Source organism: Stenotrophomonas sp. YJH_SMC_69 (genome assembly GCF_059370495.1).
The window spans coordinates 302,303-318,884 of sequence record NZ_JCAFTS010000001.1 but is presented as its reverse complement, the minus strand read 5'-3'; the positions used below and the strand labels follow the sequence as shown (position 1 = coordinate 318,884).

The window sequence follows — 16,582 nt, the reverse complement described above, 5'->3', positions numbered from 1 at the left end:
CGCGGGAGGCCTATCGAAAGATCTGGCAAATCTTATTCTTCGTTTCAATTGACAGAAACTATCAAACTGAACGGATCATTCGATTATTCATTTCATCTGGCCCTAGCTAAAGTCGAGTGAAGATGTTCCATCCCGTCTTCACCCGCAGGAGCCAGCCATGAGCCAGTCCGATAACAACAGCCCGAAATGTCCGTATCACACCGCGCCGTCGCCTGCGGAAGGCGCCCAGCAGCAGCGCGAGCTGAGCACTACCCCGAAGCAGAAGCACGGCGATGAACCGGTCACGCCGATGACCACGGCCTTCGGCGCGCCGGTGGTGGACAACCAGAACAGCAAGACCGCCGGCCCGCGTGGCCCGCTGCTGATGGAAGACGTGTGGCTGCTGGAAAAGCTGGCCAACCTCAACCGCGAGATCATTCCCGAGCGCCGCATGCACGCCAAGGGCTCGGGCGCATTCGGCACCTTCACCGTCACTCACGACATCAGCAAGTACACCCGCGCCAAGCTGTTCGAGAAGGTCGGCAAGCAGACCGAGATGTTCGCCCGCTTCACCACGGTGGCCGGCGAGCGTGGCGCCGCCGACGCCGAGCGTGACATCCGCGGCTTCGCCCTGAAGTTCTACACCGAAGAAGGCAATTGGGACCTGGTCGGCAACAACACGCCGGTGTTCTTCCTGCGCGACCCGCGCAAGTTCGCCGACCTCAACAAGGCCGTCAAGCGCGACCCGCATACCAACCTGCGCAGCGCACGCAACAACTGGGATTTCTGGACGCTGCTGCCCGAAGCCCTGCTGCAGGTGACCGTGGTGATGAGCGACCGCGGCATTCCGCGCAGCTTCCGCCACATGCACGGTTTCGGCTCGCACACCTACAGCTTCACCAACGCCGACAGCGAGCGCTTCTGGGTGAAGTTCCACTTCGTCAGCCAGCAGGGCATCGAATCGCTGACCGACGCGCAGGCGCAGATCCTGGTCGGCCATGACCGCGAAAGCCACGGCCGCGACCTGTTCGCCGCGATCGAGAAGGGCGACTTCCCGAAGTGGAAACTGTTCATCCAGGTCATGCCGGAACTGGAGGCGGAAACCTACCGCATCCATCCGTTCGACCTGACCAAGGTGTGGCCGAAGAGCGACTACCCGCTGATCGAAGTGGGCCAGTTCGAACTGAACCGCAATCCGGTCAACTGGTACCAGGACGTGGAGCAGTCAGCGTTCGCGCCGAGCAACCTGGTGCCGGGTATCGGCCCGTCGCCGGACAAGATGCTGCAGGCGCGCCTGTTCGCCTACTCCGATGCGCAGCGCTACCGCCTGGGCGTGAACCACCACCAGATTCCGGTGAACGCGGCGCGCTGCCCGGTGCACAGCAACCACCGCGACGGTGCGATGCGCGTGGACGGCAACTACGGCGGCCTGCCGCACTACGAACCCAACAGCTACGGCCAGTGGCAGGAACAGCCGCAGTACCGCGAACCGCCGATGAAGATCCGGGGCGACGCCGACTTCTGGAACTTCCGTGAGGACGACGCCGACTACTTCAGCCAGCCCGGTGCGCTGTTCCGCAGCTACAACCAGGCACAGAAGGAGCGACTGTTCGCCAACACCGCCCGTGCCCTGGGCGATGCGCCGGACTTCATCAAGCAGCGCCACATCGACAACTGCAGCAAGGCCGACCCGGCCTATGGCGCTGGTGTTGCCGCGGCGCTGAAGGCGCTGGCCAGCCAGCCGTCGGATCCGTTCAAGCCGGCCCAGCCGGAAGCGGACTTCCCCACCGCGACCCCGGGCGCCGAAGACATCGAGCTCTGATCGCCCTGCACCGTGAACGCCACGCCGCCTCCCCGTGAGGCGGCGTCGCCGTTTTAACGGTCTGCGTCGTACCTTCTGCACGCCCAACCCCAATCAAGGATTCCGCAGATGAGCCTGACCGACGAACTTCTCGCCAAATTGCAGGGCGCCCCGCTGCAGCAGGTATCGCAGCAGCTCGGCATCAGCGATACTCAGGCGTCCGGTGCGATCAGTGCCGCGCTACCGGTGCTGATGGGCGCGCTGGGCAACAACGCCTCGCAGCCGCAGGGCGCACAGGCGCTGCTCGGTGCACTGCAGAACAACCACAGCGGCCTGGACCTGGGCAGCGTGCTCGGCTCGGTACTGGGCGGCGGTGGCGGTGGCGCCGCCAGCGACGGTGCCGGCATCCTCGGCCACATCTTCGGCGGCAGCCAGCAGAAGGTGGAAACCGGCCTGGCCCAGGCCACCCAGCTCGACAGCGGCCGTACCAGCCAGTTGCTGCAGATCCTCGCACCGATCGTGATGGCTTTCCTCGCCCAGCGCCTTGGTGGTGGCCAGGCCGATGCCGGCTCGCTCAGCCAGGCCCTCGGCCAGGAAAAGCAGCAGGTGCAGCAACAGGGCGGCCTTGCCGGCGGCCTGCTTGGCAGCGTGCTGGACCAGGACGGTGACGGCCAGCTCGGCGTGGGCGATCTGCTGAAGATCGGCGGCAGCCTGCTGGGCGGCAAGCGCTGAGCCAAGGGGGCGCCGGACCCGGTCTGGCGCCCTGCAACTTACAACGCGTCGATATCGCCGAGCGCGCGGATCAACCGCCGTGCGCGTTTGTCCGGCTTGTGCTCCGGCGGCTGGAAACCATCGCGTGCGGCGATGCGCAGCGCCCGCTGCTCGGCGCGGCGGGCCCTGGAGGCCTCACTCTCGGCATACAGCTGCTGCGCCGCCGGCGCCGGCCCGCGCTGATCGCTCAGCCCCAGCACCTGGATCTCGAAATGCTCCTCGCCGCGATCCACCTGCAGCTGCTCGCCGACGCGCACCGCGCGTGAGGATTTCGGGCGCTGCCCAGCCACGCTGACCTTGCCGGTCTCGATGGCCTGCTTGGCCAGGCTGCGGGTCTTGAAGAAACGGGCCGCCCACAGCCAGATGTCCAGGCGGACACTGGGCGGCAGCGGGGAAAGCTCGGTCATCGGCAGGGACTACTCCGTTCGCTTGTTCAGGGGACGCGGGTTGTCGGGGTCGGTGCGGCAGCCGCTGCCCCCGATCAGGGTGGGTACGCCGGCAGAAAGATCCTGGCGCTGGCTGCCGACCAGGCACTCGGGCCGGTCGGTGGGCCGCACCTGGGTATCGCCCAGCCGGTCACCTGTCGAACATGCGGCCAGTACGACGCTGATCAAGGCCAGCGCCAGGCTCCACTTCACCTGCAGTCGTTGATGCATTGCCACATCCCGCAAACCGGCTTGGTGCTAGTGTGCGCCTCCCGGGATTCGATCACCACTCCATGGCCAAAGCGCCGCTTGACCTGACCTCCGGCCCGATCGGCCGCAATCTCCTGCTGTTTTCCCTGCCGATCCTGGCAGGCAACATCGCGCAGTCGCTGAACGGTTCGGTGAATGCGGTCTGGGTCGGGCGCTTCCTCGGTGAGGCGGCACTGACCGCCACCGCGAACGCCAACAACATCATGTTCTTCCTGATCGGCTCGGTGTTCGGCTTCGGCATGGCTTCGACCATCCTGATCGGACAGGCGATCGGCGCGCGCGACATCGCGCAGGCGCGGCGCGTGGTCGGCACCAGTGCCACCTTCTTCATCGGCCTGTCGGTGATCATCGCCATCGCCGGTTGGTTCATGGCCCATCCGCTGCTGGCGGCGATGGGCACGCCGGCCGCCTCGCTGCCATTGGCCGAGGCCTACCTGCAGATCATCTTCCTGGCGATGCCGACGCTGTACGCGTTCGCCTTCCTCACCGCCGCCCTGCGCGGTGCCGGTGATTCGCGCACGCCGTTCCGCTTCCTGATGGTATCGGTGGCACTGGACATCGTGCTGAACCCTGTACTGATCTTCGGCATGGGGCCCTTCCCCGCGCTGGGCATCGCCGGCTCGGCCTGGGCCACGCTGGTCGCGCAGACGCTGTCGCTGGCCGGCCTGCTGCTGTACATGCGGCACAAGCGCCACACCCTGTGGCTGGGCCGCGCCGACCTGCGCCTGTTCAAGCTCGACATGACCATCCTCAAGGCGCTGGTGGTCAAGGGCGTGCCGATGGGCCTGCAGATGGTGCTGATCTCGCTGTCGGTGATCCTGCTGATGACCATGGTCAACCAGTACGGCACCGACACCGCCGCGGGCTACGGCGCGTCCCTGCAGCTGTGGAACTACCTGCAGATGCCGGCGATGGCGATCGGTGCGGCGTGTTCTTCGATGGCCGCACAGAACGTCGGTGCGCAGCGCTGGGACCGCGTGCGCGGTACCGCACGCCAGGGCGTGCTGTTCAACTTCCTGCTGACCGGCGCGCTGATCCTGCCGTTGGTTGTGTTCGATCGCCAGCTGCTGGCGCTGTTCCTGCCGCCGGCCAGCCAGGCGCTGGACATCGCCCGCCACCTCAACCATGTGGTGATCGGCTCGTTCCTGTTCTTCGGCGTCAGCTTCGTGATCTCCGGCGTGGTGCGCTCCACCGGCGCGGTGATTCCGCCACTGCTGATCCTGGCCGGCTCGCTGTGGGGCGTGCGCGTGCCGTTCGCCGAACTGCTGCAGCCGTACTGGGGCGCCGATGCAATCTGGTGGAGCTTCCCGGTCAGCTCGCTGGTGTCGATGCTGCTGTCGCTGGCGTATTACCGCTGGGGCGGCTGGCGCAAGGCGAAGATGATGGGCAAGCCCTCGCATGCCGAAGAACTGGCGACGCCGTCGGAGATTCCGGCCTGTCCGCCGTCGCCGGTGGCCGACCCGGATGCCGCGCTGGAGTCAGCACCGCCACGGTGAGGTGGGTGCGGACCGTTGGTCCGCACAGGCCTGTCAGCCGAGCATGGGCTCGGCTCTACAGAAGACGGTCAGCGCTTCTTCTTTTTCGCCGCATTGAACGCCGCCGCTGCGCGCAGCAGCGCCTTGAACGCAGCGGCATCCGGCATCGCACCTTCATGGATGTCGATCGCACGCCGCGTGTTGCCCTCCAGGCTGGCGTTGAACAGGCCCTTCGGGTCCGCCAGCGCCGCACCGTTGGCGAAGGTCAGTTTCACTACCTGCTTGTAGGTTTCGCCGGTGCACAGGATGCCGTTGTGCTCCCACACCGGTGTACCGCGCCACTTCCAGGCTTCCTGCACGTCCGGCAGCGCTTCATGGATCAATGCACGCACGCGTGCCAGCGTTTCGCCGCGCCAGTCTCCCAGCTCGGCGATGCGTGCATCGATCAGTTCGGTCGCCGGGGTTCCGGCATCGTCAGGGTTCGGCGCGTGCGTGGCCATCAGCGGTTCTCGTCGGGAAAGGAATCAGAACGGTGGGCTTACATGCGCTCGCCGGGCAACGCGGCGGCCTGGCGCACCCAGTCGAGGAACTGTGCCTCATCCAGCGCGCCATCCTGTGCGATATGCAGGTAGCGCGTATCGGCACTCCTGGACGGCTCGGGCGGCATCGGCTTCAGCACCGCGCCACGAAAGAACGCCACCTTGATGTAGCGGGTGAAGCAATGGAAGCTGAGAAACCAGCCTTCGCCCGGCGCCACCGCATACATCGGCGAGTTCCACTTCACCGCCTTGTGCACGCCGGGTACGGCGCGTTCGATCAACGCATCCAGCTGTGCGCCGACCGGGCGTTTCCAGTCCGGCATGGCGGCGATGTATGCCTGCACCGGAGCATCGCCCTCGCCCTTGGCGATCCGGGGGTTGCCGCCGGACAACAGCGTGGGCGCGGTGGAAGGTGCGGTTCGCTTGGCAGGCATCGCACGGCACGTCCATCGGGATGAAACCGCAGCCTAGCGCGGCCCGTAGCCAGCGGTCACGGCGCAGTGCGCCATCGGCTCAGTCCGCCTGCCGCGCCCGGAACTGGCGCCAATCCGGCAGCTTGCGGTGGCGGCGCAGCGAGCGCATCAGCGCCGCCATCACAAGGCCGAACAGCGCGCCGGCCACCAGACCGGCCACCAGCAACAGCACCAGCGGACGTTCGCTGCCCTGCCACAGCATCAGCCACATCAGCGCGGTCCAGAACAGCCCGAACAGCAGGCCCTGCACCAACGCGTTGGTGCCAAAGCCGGCCAGGATCGGTGGCGGCAGTGCGATGCCCAGGCGCCACAACAGGCGATGCAGCAACGGCGCCGATTGCACGCGTGCCAGCCCCTTGTCGTCGAGAAAGCGCAACGCCGACTGGATCACGGCCGGATAGCGAAGGTTGATGTCGTTCATCACCTGATCGTGGCCGATGCGATGCCGGAAACGCAAACGGCCACCCGAAGGTGGCCGTCGCGGCAACAACCGAAGTTGTTTATCAGGCCTTGTCGGCCAGACGGGCAGCCTTGGCGGCAGCAGCGGCAGCCAGGTCTTCCTTGATGCGGGCAGCCTTGCCTTCCAGGCCACGCAGGTAGTACAGCTTGCCGGCGCGGACCTTACCACGACGCTTCACTTCGACCGAGTCGATGATGGCGCTGTGGGTCTGGAAAACGCGCTCGACGCCGTAGCCGTGCGAGATCTTGCGGACGGTGAACGAGGAGTTCAGGCCGGCGTTCTTGGTGGCGATGACGACGCCTTCGTAGGCCTGCACGCGCTCGCGGCTGCCTTCCTTCACCTTCACGTTGACGACAACGGTGTCGCCCTGGCTGAACTTCGGCAGTTCACGGGTGATCTGGGCGGATTCGAATTCCGCGACGATGGACTTGTTCAGCTTGCTCATGGGTTACACCGATTCTTGTTCGGGTGGGCGTGTCGTATCGACAACGTAGGCTCATGCAGTCACCGGACTGTGCTGCACGTTTGTTTTGGGTACTGCGCGCGCCGACCAGGGTCGACGGGAATTGGCCATGATAGCCGATAAAGCCGACCCTGCGCTAGGGGCTGGCCTTCTGGTTCCGGGCCTGACGGCCCTGCTCCAGCAGTTTGCGGTCGGCCTTGCCCAGTGCCTGTTCATCCAGCAGGTCCGGGCGCCGCTCGGCGGTCCGGAGCAGCGACTGCTGGCGGCGCCAGGCGGCGATGGCCGCGTGGTTGCCCGAGCGCAGCACGTCCGGCACGTCACCCAGCGGGTGCTGGGCCGGCTGGCTGTAATGCGGGCAGTCGAGCAGGCCGAGGTCGCCCTCGAAGCTGTCCTGCGCCGCCGATTCGGCGTCGTTCAGGGCACCGTCCTGCAGGCGGGCCACGGCGTCGATGATCACCGCCGCGCCCAGTTCCCCCCCGGACAGCACGTAGTCGCCGAGGGAGATCTCCTCGTCGACATTGGCCTCCAGGAAACGCTCGTCGATGCCCTCGTAGCGGCCGCAGAGCAGGACCACGCGCGGCAGCGCCGCCAGTTCCCGCACCTTGGCCTGGGTCAGCGGCGCCCCCTGCGGGCTGAGGTAGATCACCCGCGCCGGGGTCGGATCGGCCTCACGGATCGCCTGCAGGCAGGCCTGCAGCGGCTCGATCAGCATCACCATGCCCGGGCCACCTCCGAACGGACGGTCGTCCACGCGGCGGTAGTTGCCTTCGGCGTAATCACGGGGGTTCCAGCCGTGCAGGCTGAACAGCCCCTTCTCCTGCGCGCGCCCGACCACGCCCAGTCCGGCGGACTGGGCGAGGAACTCGGGGAACAGGGTAATGACGTCGAAACGCATGCTCACGCTCAGAACTCGGGATCCCAGTCGACCACGACCAGGTTGGCCTCGAAGTCGACCGACTTGACGAAGTCCGGCTGCACGAACGGAATCATCCGCTCGCGGTCACCGCGGACCACCACCACGTCGTTGGCGCCGGTGCTGAACAGGTGCGAGACCTGGCCCAGGGCAACGCCCTCGGTGGTCTTCACGTCCAGGCCTTCCAGGTCCACCCAGTAGTACTCATCGGGCTTCGGTGGCGGCAATGCACTGCGGGCCACGTAGATCTCGGTGCCGTGCATCGCTTCGACGGTATCGCGGTCCTCGACGCCGGGGAAACGGGCGACCAGGTGCTTGCCGCTGTCGCGGCCACGCACGCCTTCAATCGTGGTTTCCACGCCGGACGGGCTGCGCACGATCCACGGCTGGTAACGGAAAATGGCGGAACGTGGCTCGGTCCAGGACTCGAGCTTGATTTCGCCGCGCACACCAAAAGCGCCGACAACCCTGCCCAGCAGGATGCGGCGCTCGATATCTTTCATCTGCTTCAACCAAGAGGGCCACGCCGAAGCGTGGCCCGTCAGGATCAGGCCGCAGCGGCCTGGGACTTGGTCGCTTCCTTGATCAGGTTGCGGACCTTGTCGGTCGGCTGGGCGCCGTTCTTGACCCAATGGTCAACGCGGGCCAGGTCCAGCTCGATGCGCTTCTCGGCGCCCTGGGCAACCGGGTTGTAGAAGCCAACGCGCTCGATGTTGCGGCCGTCGCGCGCGCTGCGCACGTCGGTGACGATGATGTGGTAGAACGGACGCTTCTTGGCGCCGCCGCGGGTCAGTCGAATCTTGACCATGGTGTTTTTCCTATTGCCCAGTCGCCAGGATGGCGAGGTAAGCGGGCGATTATAGCGGCAGAGCCCGGCCGAGCCAACCCCGGGCTGTATCCATCTTCACGGTAGCGCAGTGCTATGCCTCGCCACTTTCGTTCAGCAAAGTGATCAACCTCCGACCGCCCCTCCAAGATTCCCGGGGCGATAGCGTCAGAGCGCTCCCGCTACCGGCGCCCGATGCATGTCCAGCACATCTACCTCGTGCCGCTGCAGCAGGTCGTCAAATGCATCGCCGCCAATCCGCTCGACAAGTTGCCGCTCGGATTCGTGGATGGCGATGCACTGCAGCCAGTTGATGGCAACCGGCGGGAACTGCAGCCCCGGGAACCTGGCGTCATTCCAGAAGAAGGGCGGCACCAGATAGACGTGCGGCATCCGGGTCGACGGGAAGTAGTCCTGCAGGATGTCGGGAATCACGCTACCAGGCTGCACCGCCGCACGATCGCGCATGATCGCGAAAGCCGTCGAGGCGACGACGTTGTCCCAATGCAGCGCGTCCTGTTCTGCACACGCACACAGCTCGACGCGCGTTTCCAGTTCGTGCCCCTCCGCATGACGTAACCCAGAATCCGATAGGCCGATGGACGAGATGGACTTCAGCCCTGCTTCCGGAGAGCTGAACGTCGTGAGGATATCGACTGAACGTAGGCGATGATCATCGTGAAAGGCCTGGACCTTGGGCCGCCCCTCAGAGCCCATGACCTTGATTGCGTGCATCGCTACCGCGCGATGCTGCTCGGTGACCATACCCATATCTGATTGAAACTCCTGAGTGTTGTTCGCTGCGGACGCATCCGCCGGGCATGGCCCGGCGCTACCGGCTGCAACGCTTCAAGGTAGCGTCCGGCTATGTCCAGCGATCGGCAACCACGCGCCTCGTTCAGGAAAGCGGCTGCCAGGCCACCGCCGCCAGCACCGCCCTGCCCTGTTCAGCCAGCGCCTGCGAGCCGGGCAGGACATGCCCGTCAATGGCCTCCAGCGCCCACAGGCCGCTGGCGTTGCAGGCAAAAGCCGCCTTCACGCCGGCCAGATCGGCCAGCGGCAGCGGCTGAGTGACCTGAGGCCCCGGCCAATGCCGCTTCAGCAGCGCTTCGGCCGTCCCGCGCAGGGCAGGCGCCTGTGGCCAGAGCAGCCGCTCACCATCGTGCACGGCCAGGTTCCAGGTGCTCCCTTCACTCACGTCGCCATCGGCGGTCACGAACAGCACATCGTCGAATCCTTGCGCCATCGCCGCGCGCCGCTCGGCAAACAGGCCAAATGTGCCCACATGCTTGATCTGCGGCATTTCGCGCTGCCAGGCCACGCTGCGCACGCGCTTGGGCGCGGCCAGGGCCACCGGCGCTGAAACTGCCACCAGCACGTCCACCGGCACGGCCGCCAGCGGATTGCGGAAATCGAAGCGGCGCGAGTACACCGTCACCCGCAGCGAGGCATCGGCCAGGCCGGCCTGCCGCAGCGCCTGCGCCATCCACGCCTGCACCTGCACCGTGTCCAGTTCGCTGCCGAACAGTTCGCGCGTGGCCTGCGACAGCCGCGCCAGATGGAGGTCCAGCCCCTGCACTGCACCACCACGCACCTGCAGCGAGGTGAAGTGGCCGTAGTTCACCAGCGCCGGCAGCAGGTCCGCCACCTGCGCCGGCTGGCCATTGCAGGTGACCCTCATCGCAGCAGCGCCTGCGCCTGTTCCCACATGCCGCGCAGCACGTCGGCGGCCGGCTGTGCAGGCGCCATCCACGCCGACTGCCCGGCCCAGGCCTGCATCGCCGCCAGGCGATTTTCCTGCACGGCCTGCTTGCGCATCGGCGCGGTCAGGCCACGCTGCACCGGGTACGGGCGCGGCGCAGGGGCGCCTTCGGCAGCAGCGGCGCGAACATACGCGGTCGCCAGGCCACGGCCAAGGCGGCCGCTGAACGCGCGCGTCGGCCAGGTATCTTCCGGTTCGCTGGCGGCCAGCCCATCGGCCCACGCCGACGCGATCGCCGCCTCGGGCGTGCGCAGGAAGGCGGTGCCGATCTGGACGGCGCTGGCCCCCAGGGTGAGTGCGGCAGCAATGCCACGGCCATCGGCGATGCCACCGGCAGCGATCACCGGAATCTGCAGGTGATCGGCCAGGCGCGGCAACAGCGCGAACAGCCCGACCAGCTGGCGTTCGGCCATTGCCGGATCAAACGCACCGCGATGGCCACCGGCCTCCATGCCCTGCGCCACCACGGCGTCGGCACCGGCGTCCTGTGCGGCACGCGCTTCGGACAAGGTGGTCGCGCAGGCGATCCAGGCAATGCCGGCGTCCTTCAGCTGCTGCACGTGGCGCGGCAGCAGCACGCCCATGATGGTCGACGCCACCGCCGGGCGTGCCGCAAGCAACGCAGCGAACTGTTCTTCGAAATCGGCAGGCGTGGCGTCGGCGGCGCTGGCCGGCACGTCCGGGCCCCACTGCGCGAGGAAAGCGCGGCTGGCGGCCTCGGCAGCGACATCACGGCTCGGTGCGGGGTCCGGCAGCCACAGGTTCACCTGCGCCGGGCCGGTGGAGGTCGCGCGGAAGTCCTCCATCCAGCGACCGATATCGGCCGACGACGACAGCACCGCGCCCATCGCCCCCATGCTGCCGGCATTGGCCAGCGCGGCGGACAACGGTACGGGGCAGGCACCGGCCATCGGTGCCAGCAGGATCGGAACGGAAATGCCAAAGCGCCGGCAGAACGCCTCGACGCGGGAAGTTACAGCGGAACTCTGCATGACGGCCCATCGTTTCGGACAGGCCCCCATGGTGCGCGCGGGACAGGGGAAGAGTCGAGCCTGCTGCTGCGCGCCGCCGCCCGAGCGTGAGCTCGGGCGCTACATCACACTGCGGACGGGGCCGTCATCAACGGAACGGCATGCCGCGGCCGCCCATGGCGCCCATCATGCCCTTCATGCTGCGCAACATGCCCTTCATGCCACCGCCGGCCATCTTGCTCATCATCTTTTCCATCTGCATGTACTGCTTCATCAGCTTGTTGACGTCGGCCGGGGTCACGCCCGAACCCTTGGCGATGCGCGCGCGGCGCGAGCCGTTGAGCAGGTTCGGGTTGCGCCGTTCCTTCTTGGTCATCGAGCTGATGATGGCGATCATGCGCGGCACTTCCTTGCCCTGGCTGACCTGCTGCTTCAGGTGGTCGGGGATGTTGCCCAGGCCCGGCAGCTTGTCCATCAGGCCGCCGATGCCGCCCATGTTCTGCATCTGCTCCAGCTGGTCGCGCATGTCGTTCAGGTCGAACTTCTTTCCCTTCGCGACCTTCTCGGCCAGCTTGGCGGCCTTGTCCTTGTCGACCTGCTGCTCCACCTGCTCGACCAGCGACAGCACGTCGCCCATGTCGAGGATGCGGCTGGCGATGCGGTCCGGATGGAACACGTCCAGGCCTTCCGGCTTTTCGCTGACACCGACGAACTTGATCGGCTTGCCGGTGATGTAGCGCACGCTCAGCGCGGCACCGCCACGGGCGTCACCGTCGGTCTTGGTCAGCACCACGCCGGTCAGCGGCAGCGCATCACCGAAGGCCTTGGCGGTGTTGGCCGCGTCCTGGCCGGTCATGGCGTCGACCACGAACAGGGTTTCGGCCGGGTTCACGGCAGCGTGCAGGGCCTTGATCTCGGCCATCATCGCTTCGTCGATGGCCAGGCGGCCGGCGGTATCGACCAGCAGTACGTCGACGAACGACTTGCGGGCATCGTCGATGGCGGCGCGGACGATGGCTTCCGGCTTCTGGTCGGCGCTGGACGGGAAGAACAGCACGCCCACCTGCTCGGCCAGGGTCTTCAGCTGCTCGATCGCGGCCGGACGGTAGACGTCGGCCGAGACCACCATCACCTTCTTCTTGCGCTTTTCCTTCAGGTGCTTGGCCAGCTTGCCCACCGTGGTGGTCTTGCCGGCGCCCTGCAGGCCCGCCATCAGGATGATCGCCGGAGCGGGCACATTGAGGTTCAGGTCGCTGGCCTCGGCACCCATCACCGCGGTCAGCTCGTCGCGCACGACCTTGATCAGGGCCTGGCCCGGGGTCAGCGACTTCAGCACTTCCTGGCCAACCGCGCGCACCTTGATGCGCTCGATCAGGGCCTGCACCACCGGCAGCGCGACGTCGGCTTCGAGCAGCGCGATGCGTACTTCGCGGGTCGCCTCGCGGATGTTCTCCTCGGTCAGGCGGCCGCGGCCACGCAGGCGCTCGATGGTGCCGGAAAGGCGCTGGGTCAGGGACTCGAACATGCGGCGCAACCTGTCTGAAAGCGGGGGACAATAAGGCAGACAGTATAACGGGTCCGGCTGTCCGCCCGGACTGCGACCACCGGGCCGTCGCCAGCATCACAGGGGTATGCGAAACTGCAACGATGACAATCGTTCTCATCGCCGTCCTGCTCTACCTGGCTGCCAGTGCCCTGCTGGTGCGCGCGCTCGGCCGCGATGAAAGCACCGGCTCCCCCACCTGGCTGTGGCCGGCCCTGCCAGCGATGCTGCTGCATGGCGGTTACCACGTGATGGTGGCGATGCGCACCAACGGCGGGCCGGACATGCACTTCTTCGCCGCGCTGTCGCTGGTCGGCCTGGGCATGGCCTGGCTGACCTCGCTGGTGGGCGCGCGCGGCCGCATGTCGGCGCTGGGCGTGGTGGTGTTCCCACTGGCCGCGGTACTGCTTCTGGCCTATCACGGCTACGGCCACGAGCCGAGCAAGGTGCTGGGCTGGCGCCTGGCCAGCCATGCCTGGCTGGCGCTGCTGGCCTACGCCACGCTGAGCATCGCCGCGCTGCTGGCGATCATGCTGTGGCTGCAGGAACGCGCGCTGCGCCGCCGTGAGTTCCGCCCGTGGCTGCGCGCGCTGCCACCGCTGGCCGACCTGGAATCGCTGCTGTTCCGGGTGATCACGGTCGGCTTCGCGCTGCTGACCCTGACCCTGGTCACCGGCGTGCTGTTCGTCGACGACCTGCTGGCGCAGAAGCTGGTGCACAAGACCGTGCTGAGCGTGCTGTCGTGGATCGTGTTCGGCGTGCTGCTGGTCGGACGCCGTCGTTACGGCTGGCGCGGCATGAAGGCGGTGCACTGGACGCTGGCGGCAATGCTGTTGCTGCTGCTGGCGTTCTTCGGCAGCCAGTTCGTGATCGAACTGGTGTTCGGGCATTCGCGATAAAGGCATGCCGACCAACGGTCGGCACCCACCCAACATCACCTGGTAGTGCCGGCCGCTGGCCGGCAACTGGACCGCACCCTGCGTGGATGCTGCCGCCGGTCAGGGCACCGGCTGCGCCAGGATCTTCCGCACCGAACGGCCGCTGTTGGTGAGGATGTCATCGACCTGCCAGCAGCCCTGGCCCTGGCGCACCATCGGCAGACGGGTCACGTAGGCCTTCTTCCATACCGCATAGCGCATCTCGACCTGGCCGGCAGTGGCCGAGGCCTCTTTCCAGCGGTAACGCACCGGGGTTTCAATGTCGCCGTCCTGCGCATCCAGCCACGGGTCGGAATCGATCGTGCAGATGCCCTCTTCGCGCTGCTGGCAGGCACGCTCGCCACGCAGTGCCTTGCCGAACGCCGGGCTGACCAGCGCGGGCGGTGGCTCCAGCAGGTCACCATTGTCGGTCGTGGCTTCGAAGAAGGCACGGGCAACGGCCATGGGCTCTTGGCAGGCCGGTGCGGCCTGCACGGTGGGGGCCAGCAGCAGCCCGGCGATCACGAACATCCCTGTCTTTCGCATGTATTCCATTCCCTGGGGGTGATGATGATCCGTTGTAGAGCCGAGCCCATGCTCGGCTGCTTTCCGCGTGGGCCGAGCGCAGGCTCGGCTCTACAGGAGCGTGCAGCTTACAGCCCGTAACGCTCGATCACGTCCAGATGCGGCTGGCGATCCTGGTCACAGGCTTCAGCCAGGCGCAGCCAGCAATGCGGATGCGGCCACGTCGCGGTGTGCTGCTGGAGGAAGCGGTGCAGCGCCAGCGGCGCATGGTCCTGCGGCTGGGCGACGGTGAACAGCAGGCCGGGCAGCGTGCCCTCCTCCCTATCGGGGTCGGTGACGGTGTAGTCCGGGCGGCTGTGCGACCACACCTTCCAACCCTGCGCTTCGGCCGCCTCGACGAAGGCATTCCACGCCTCTTCGCCCGGGTGCGCGCCATCGATCATCCAGCTGCGGGCGAAGCCGCCGCGCTCCAGCACATGCACCTGCGCATAGGTCGGGATGAAATGCTCGCGCGCTTCCTCCTCCTCGGGTGCCGGATGCACCAGTGCGGCATCGAACACCACCCAGTCGCCCACCTGCTGGGCGCGGTTGGACGGCGCATTCTCGACGATGCGCGCGGTCACCGGTCCGCTGCGGCGGGCGTAGTACTCCATCGGCTCGCCGTTCTCTTCGCTGCGGATGATCACCCAGCCCCACGGTTCCTCGACCACGCCCTCGTGGCTGGACAGCTCCATGCCAATCGCCGCGGCCGAGCGGCGCACCGCGTCCCAGTCGCGCGCCGCGCTGGCCGCACTCATGTGGTCCCAATGCGCGGCGTTCGGCTCGTCCAGCAGCTCCACCAACTGCGCATAGCAGGCCTGGGCCTCGCTGAAGCGGCCGGTTTCCATGTACATGCGCGCCAGCGTGCCGCGCGCGCCGTGCGAGCCCGGAGACAGCTCCAGAAGCGATCGGGCCGCCTGCTCCAGCGCCGGCCAGTCGGACACCCGGCGTGCGCGCTGCACGTCGCACCAGTGCGCGAACACCGGCACGCTGCTGCGGTAGACCTCGGCCAGCTGGCGCAGGCCGTCGTCGTCCCCCTGCTCGGCCAGCCAGCGCATCAGCGTGTAGGCTGCGGGACCATCGTTCTGCGCATGGCTGCGTACGAACCGCCACAACAGCGCTCGCGCCTCGGCCTGCGCGCCGCAGGCGCTCAGCGCCGAGGCGGCCATCTCGGCCAAGGCCTCGTCATCGGGCAGCTGCGCCTGCGCCTGCAGCAACCACTGCGCCTCGCGCTCGGGGTCGCGCGCCTGGTTCTGTTCGCTCTGCGCGTCCAGCCATGCCAGCAGCTCGCCGGCCGGCACCGGCAGCGGTGCGACATCCGGCAATGCATCGATGCGTGCCGCCAGGCCGGCCACCAGCGCTGCCGCCCCCCGGTCCTGGCGCAGCTGCGCCAGATGGGTGCGGGCCAGTTCCAGCTGGCGCAGCGCCACCCAGCGCGCACCACGCTGCAGGGCAAGCTCCAGGCTCAGCGCTGCCACTTCGATCAGCAGGCGATGCGATCCGACCCGGGCGAAGTGCTCGATGATCGTGTTGAAGCGCGTGCCCAGGTCCCACGTATTGCGCGCAGGGTCACGCTGGCACAGCGCTGCGGCGGTGTTCGCCCACAGCCGCCAGTAATTCGGGGTCAGCTCGCTCCACGGCACCAGCTGCTGCAGCGCTTCTTCGTCGCGGCCCAGCTGGGCCAACGCCCATGCCTTGGACAAGCGGCGCGGCACCGTGCAGTTGGCCGGCTCGTACTCCCCGGAGGCGGCCACTTCGGCTTCGCGCTTCTCGATCAGCGCCAGTGCCTCGTCGGCGCGGCCGACAGCGAGCAGGATCTTGATCTGCATCTCCGGGAAGCTGTCGAACACTTCCTTGCCACAGGCCTCCACGGCGTCGGCCTGCGCCTGCAGGTAATCCAGCGCCTCCTGGCCACGGCCATCGTCGAGCAGCGCATCGGCTTTCTCGCAGCTCAGGCACTGGAAGCAGGCCCAGCTGGGATCGATGCGGCCGAGGGTCTCGTCGCACACCTCGATGCGCTCGGGCACCCAGCCCGGGCCATCGATGTTGCCGTAGCAGGCGGCCAGGTCCTGGGTCACGCAGATCGACTGCGGGCATTCCAGGGTGTCTTCGCGGTGTGCCCGCTCGAACAGCGCAACGGCTTCGCCAAGTGCGCTCTCGCCTTCAACACGGTTGCCGACGCGGTTGCGCAGCGCCCAGTGGCCGACGTAGACGTCGACCCAGGGGTTGTCGAGCGCCTTGCCCAGTGCGCGTGCTTCGGGCAGCAGTGCATCGACGCGGTCGATCTGCAGTTCACTGACCTCGTCGGCGAGGCGGTTCAGCAGGTGCGCGTTCTGCGCCTGGCCGGCCTGGCGCAGGTCGCCCTGCAGTTTTTCGACCCAGTTCCAGATGTCCATGGGGTAAGTACTCCTGTCTAGCGAAGGCTGGATG

General features: G+C 67.3%; 19 protein-coding genes. 4 read left to right on the top strand and 15 right to left on the bottom strand.

Features of this window, described 5'->3' with window-relative positions; all coding sequences use genetic code 11:
- Positions 1-157 precede the first annotated feature (157 nt).
- A complete protein-coding gene (locus AC5P8F_RS01540; RefSeq protein ID WP_126411849.1) occupies positions 158-1,801 on the top strand; it encodes a catalase in 1,644 nt (547 codons plus the stop codon).
- A gap of 108 nt (positions 1,802-1,909) precedes the next feature.
- Positions 1,910-2,512: a DUF937 domain-containing protein gene (locus tag AC5P8F_RS01535; RefSeq protein WP_014646409.1), complete on the top strand. Its 603-nt coding sequence runs from the start codon at positions 1,910-1,912 to the stop codon at positions 2,510-2,512.
- A gap of 38 nt (positions 2,513-2,550) precedes the next feature.
- On the opposite strand, the gene AC5P8F_RS01530 is transcribed toward AC5P8F_RS01535, so the two are convergent.
- Complete coding sequence (locus AC5P8F_RS01530) at positions 2,551-2,958, bottom strand: RNA-binding S4 domain-containing protein (protein ID WP_014646408.1); 408 nt, start codon at positions 2,956-2,958, stop codon at positions 2,551-2,553.
- Positions 2,959-2,967: 9 nt separating this feature from the next.
- Positions 2,968-3,207 (bottom strand): hypothetical protein, encoded by a 240-nt coding sequence (locus tag AC5P8F_RS01525; RefSeq protein WP_014646407.1) that lies wholly within the window; start codon positions 3,205-3,207, stop codon positions 2,968-2,970.
- Positions 3,208-3,269: 62 nt separating this feature from the next.
- Between AC5P8F_RS01525 and AC5P8F_RS01520 the strand changes: the two genes are divergently transcribed.
- Positions 3,270-4,742: an MATE family efflux transporter gene (locus AC5P8F_RS01520; RefSeq protein ID WP_049441487.1), complete on the top strand. Its 1,473-nt coding sequence runs from the start codon at positions 3,270-3,272 to the stop codon at positions 4,740-4,742.
- A 68-nt stretch (positions 4,743-4,810) separates the two neighbouring features.
- Here AC5P8F_RS01520 and AC5P8F_RS01515 read toward each other — a convergent pair whose 3' ends face one another.
- From AC5P8F_RS01515 to ffh, 11 genes are all read right to left on the bottom strand, one after another.
- Positions 4,811-5,221, bottom strand: coding sequence for a DUF1801 domain-containing protein (locus AC5P8F_RS01515; protein WP_049441485.1), 411 nt, complete (start codon positions 5,219-5,221; stop codon positions 4,811-4,813).
- A gap of 38 nt (positions 5,222-5,259) precedes the next feature.
- Entirely contained in the window at positions 5,260-5,694 is a 435-nt protein-coding gene (locus tag AC5P8F_RS01510; protein ID WP_032956352.1) for a DUF1801 domain-containing protein, read from the bottom strand.
- Between the two features lie 79 nt (positions 5,695-5,773).
- Complete coding sequence (locus AC5P8F_RS01505) at positions 5,774-6,154, bottom strand: DUF6404 family protein (protein ID WP_049441483.1); 381 nt, start codon at positions 6,152-6,154, stop codon at positions 5,774-5,776.
- A gap of 82 nt (positions 6,155-6,236) precedes the next feature.
- Positions 6,237-6,638, bottom strand: a complete 402-nt coding sequence (rplS, locus tag AC5P8F_RS01500) for a 50S ribosomal protein L19 (protein WP_005415736.1) — start codon at positions 6,636-6,638, stop codon at positions 6,237-6,239.
- Positions 6,639-6,792: 154 nt separating this feature from the next.
- Positions 6,793-7,551, bottom strand: a complete 759-nt coding sequence (trmD, locus tag AC5P8F_RS01495) for a tRNA (guanosine(37)-N1)-methyltransferase TrmD (protein WP_046429552.1) — start codon at positions 7,549-7,551, stop codon at positions 6,793-6,795.
- 8 nt (positions 7,552-7,559) lie between these two features.
- A complete protein-coding gene (rimM, locus tag AC5P8F_RS01490; RefSeq protein WP_010483256.1) occupies positions 7,560-8,072 on the bottom strand; it encodes a ribosome maturation factor RimM in 513 nt (170 codons plus the stop codon).
- A 44-nt stretch (positions 8,073-8,116) separates the two neighbouring features.
- Entirely contained in the window at positions 8,117-8,377 is a 261-nt protein-coding gene (gene rpsP / locus AC5P8F_RS01485) for a 30S ribosomal protein S16 (RefSeq protein WP_005415733.1), read from the bottom strand.
- Positions 8,378-8,563: 186 nt separating this feature from the next.
- Positions 8,564-9,166: a suppressor of fused domain protein gene (locus AC5P8F_RS01480; RefSeq protein WP_049441482.1), complete on the bottom strand. Its 603-nt coding sequence runs from the start codon at positions 9,164-9,166 to the stop codon at positions 8,564-8,566.
- A gap of 127 nt (positions 9,167-9,293) precedes the next feature.
- Positions 9,294-10,076 (bottom strand): aminotransferase class IV family protein, encoded by a 783-nt coding sequence (locus AC5P8F_RS01475; protein ID WP_049441481.1) that lies wholly within the window; start codon positions 10,074-10,076, stop codon positions 9,294-9,296.
- Positions 10,073-11,149 (bottom strand): NAD(P)H-dependent flavin oxidoreductase, encoded by a 1,077-nt coding sequence (locus AC5P8F_RS01470; protein WP_046429548.1) that lies wholly within the window; start codon positions 11,147-11,149, stop codon positions 10,073-10,075. The genes AC5P8F_RS01475 and AC5P8F_RS01470 overlap by 4 nt, the downstream gene beginning before the upstream one ends.
- Positions 11,150-11,276: 127 nt before the next feature.
- Positions 11,277-12,653, bottom strand: coding sequence for a signal recognition particle protein (gene ffh, locus AC5P8F_RS01465; protein ID WP_005408591.1), 1,377 nt, complete (start codon positions 12,651-12,653; stop codon positions 11,277-11,279).
- 122 nt (positions 12,654-12,775) lie between these two features.
- On the opposite strand from ffh, the gene AC5P8F_RS01460 reads away from it, so the two are divergent.
- Positions 12,776-13,570 carry a cytochrome C assembly family protein gene (locus tag AC5P8F_RS01460; protein ID WP_049441480.1) on the top strand — a complete coding sequence of 265 codons (795 nt, stop codon included), beginning with the start codon at positions 12,776-12,778 and terminating at the stop codon, positions 13,568-13,570.
- 99 nt (positions 13,571-13,669) lie between these two features.
- Here AC5P8F_RS01460 and AC5P8F_RS01455 read toward each other — a convergent pair whose 3' ends face one another.
- Complete coding sequence (locus AC5P8F_RS01455; protein ID WP_049441566.1) at positions 13,670-14,134, bottom strand: YqhG/Tai3 family protein; 465 nt, start codon at positions 14,132-14,134, stop codon at positions 13,670-13,672.
- Between the two features lie 107 nt (positions 14,135-14,241).
- Positions 14,242-16,548 (bottom strand): tetratricopeptide repeat protein, encoded by a 2,307-nt coding sequence (locus AC5P8F_RS01450; protein WP_495227566.1) that lies wholly within the window; start codon positions 16,546-16,548, stop codon positions 14,242-14,244.
- Between the last annotated feature and the right edge of the window lie 34 nt (positions 16,549-16,582).

Coding starts and splice junctions, on each gene's coding strand:
- AC5P8F_RS01540 (WP_126411849.1), top strand. CDS start 158: ATGAGCCAGTCCGATAACAACAGCCCGAAATGTCCGTATCACACCGCG.
- AC5P8F_RS01535 (WP_014646409.1), top strand. CDS start 1,910: ATGAGCCTGACCGACGAACTTCTCGCCAAATTGCAGGGCGCCCCGCTG.
- AC5P8F_RS01530 (WP_014646408.1), bottom strand. CDS start 2,958: ATGACCGAGCTTTCCCCGCTGCCGCCCAGTGTCCGCCTGGACATCTGG.
- AC5P8F_RS01525 (WP_014646407.1), bottom strand. CDS start 3,207: ATGCATCAACGACTGCAGGTGAAGTGGAGCCTGGCGCTGGCCTTGATC.
- AC5P8F_RS01520 (WP_049441487.1), top strand. CDS start 3,270: ATGGCCAAAGCGCCGCTTGACCTGACCTCCGGCCCGATCGGCCGCAAT.
- AC5P8F_RS01515 (WP_049441485.1), bottom strand. CDS start 5,221: ATGGCCACGCACGCGCCGAACCCTGACGATGCCGGAACCCCGGCGACC.
- AC5P8F_RS01510 (WP_032956352.1), bottom strand. CDS start 5,694: ATGCCTGCCAAGCGAACCGCACCTTCCACCGCGCCCACGCTGTTGTCC.
- AC5P8F_RS01505 (WP_049441483.1), bottom strand. CDS start 6,154: ATGAACGACATCAACCTTCGCTATCCGGCCGTGATCCAGTCGGCGTTG.
- rplS (WP_005415736.1), bottom strand. CDS start 6,638: ATGAGCAAGCTGAACAAGTCCATCGTCGCGGAATTCGAATCCGCCCAG.
- trmD (WP_046429552.1), bottom strand. CDS start 7,551: ATGCGTTTCGACGTCATTACCCTGTTCCCCGAGTTCCTCGCCCAGTCC.
- rimM (WP_010483256.1), bottom strand. CDS start 8,072: ATGAAAGATATCGAGCGCCGCATCCTGCTGGGCAGGGTTGTCGGCGCT.
- rpsP (WP_005415733.1), bottom strand. CDS start 8,377: ATGGTCAAGATTCGACTGACCCGCGGCGGCGCCAAGAAGCGTCCGTTC.
- AC5P8F_RS01480 (WP_049441482.1), bottom strand. CDS start 9,166: ATGGGTATGGTCACCGAGCAGCATCGCGCGGTAGCGATGCACGCAATC.
- AC5P8F_RS01475 (WP_049441481.1), bottom strand. CDS start 10,076: ATGAGGGTCACCTGCAATGGCCAGCCGGCGCAGGTGGCGGACCTGCTG.
- AC5P8F_RS01470 (WP_046429548.1), bottom strand. CDS start 11,149: ATGCAGAGTTCCGCTGTAACTTCCCGCGTCGAGGCGTTCTGCCGGCGC.
- ffh (WP_005408591.1), bottom strand. CDS start 12,653: ATGTTCGAGTCCCTGACCCAGCGCCTTTCCGGCACCATCGAGCGCCTG.
- AC5P8F_RS01460 (WP_049441480.1), top strand. CDS start 12,776: ATGACAATCGTTCTCATCGCCGTCCTGCTCTACCTGGCTGCCAGTGCC.
- AC5P8F_RS01455 (WP_049441566.1), bottom strand. CDS start 14,134: ATGCGAAAGACAGGGATGTTCGTGATCGCCGGGCTGCTGCTGGCCCCC.
- AC5P8F_RS01450 (WP_495227566.1), bottom strand. CDS start 16,548: ATGGACATCTGGAACTGGGTCGAAAAACTGCAGGGCGACCTGCGCCAG.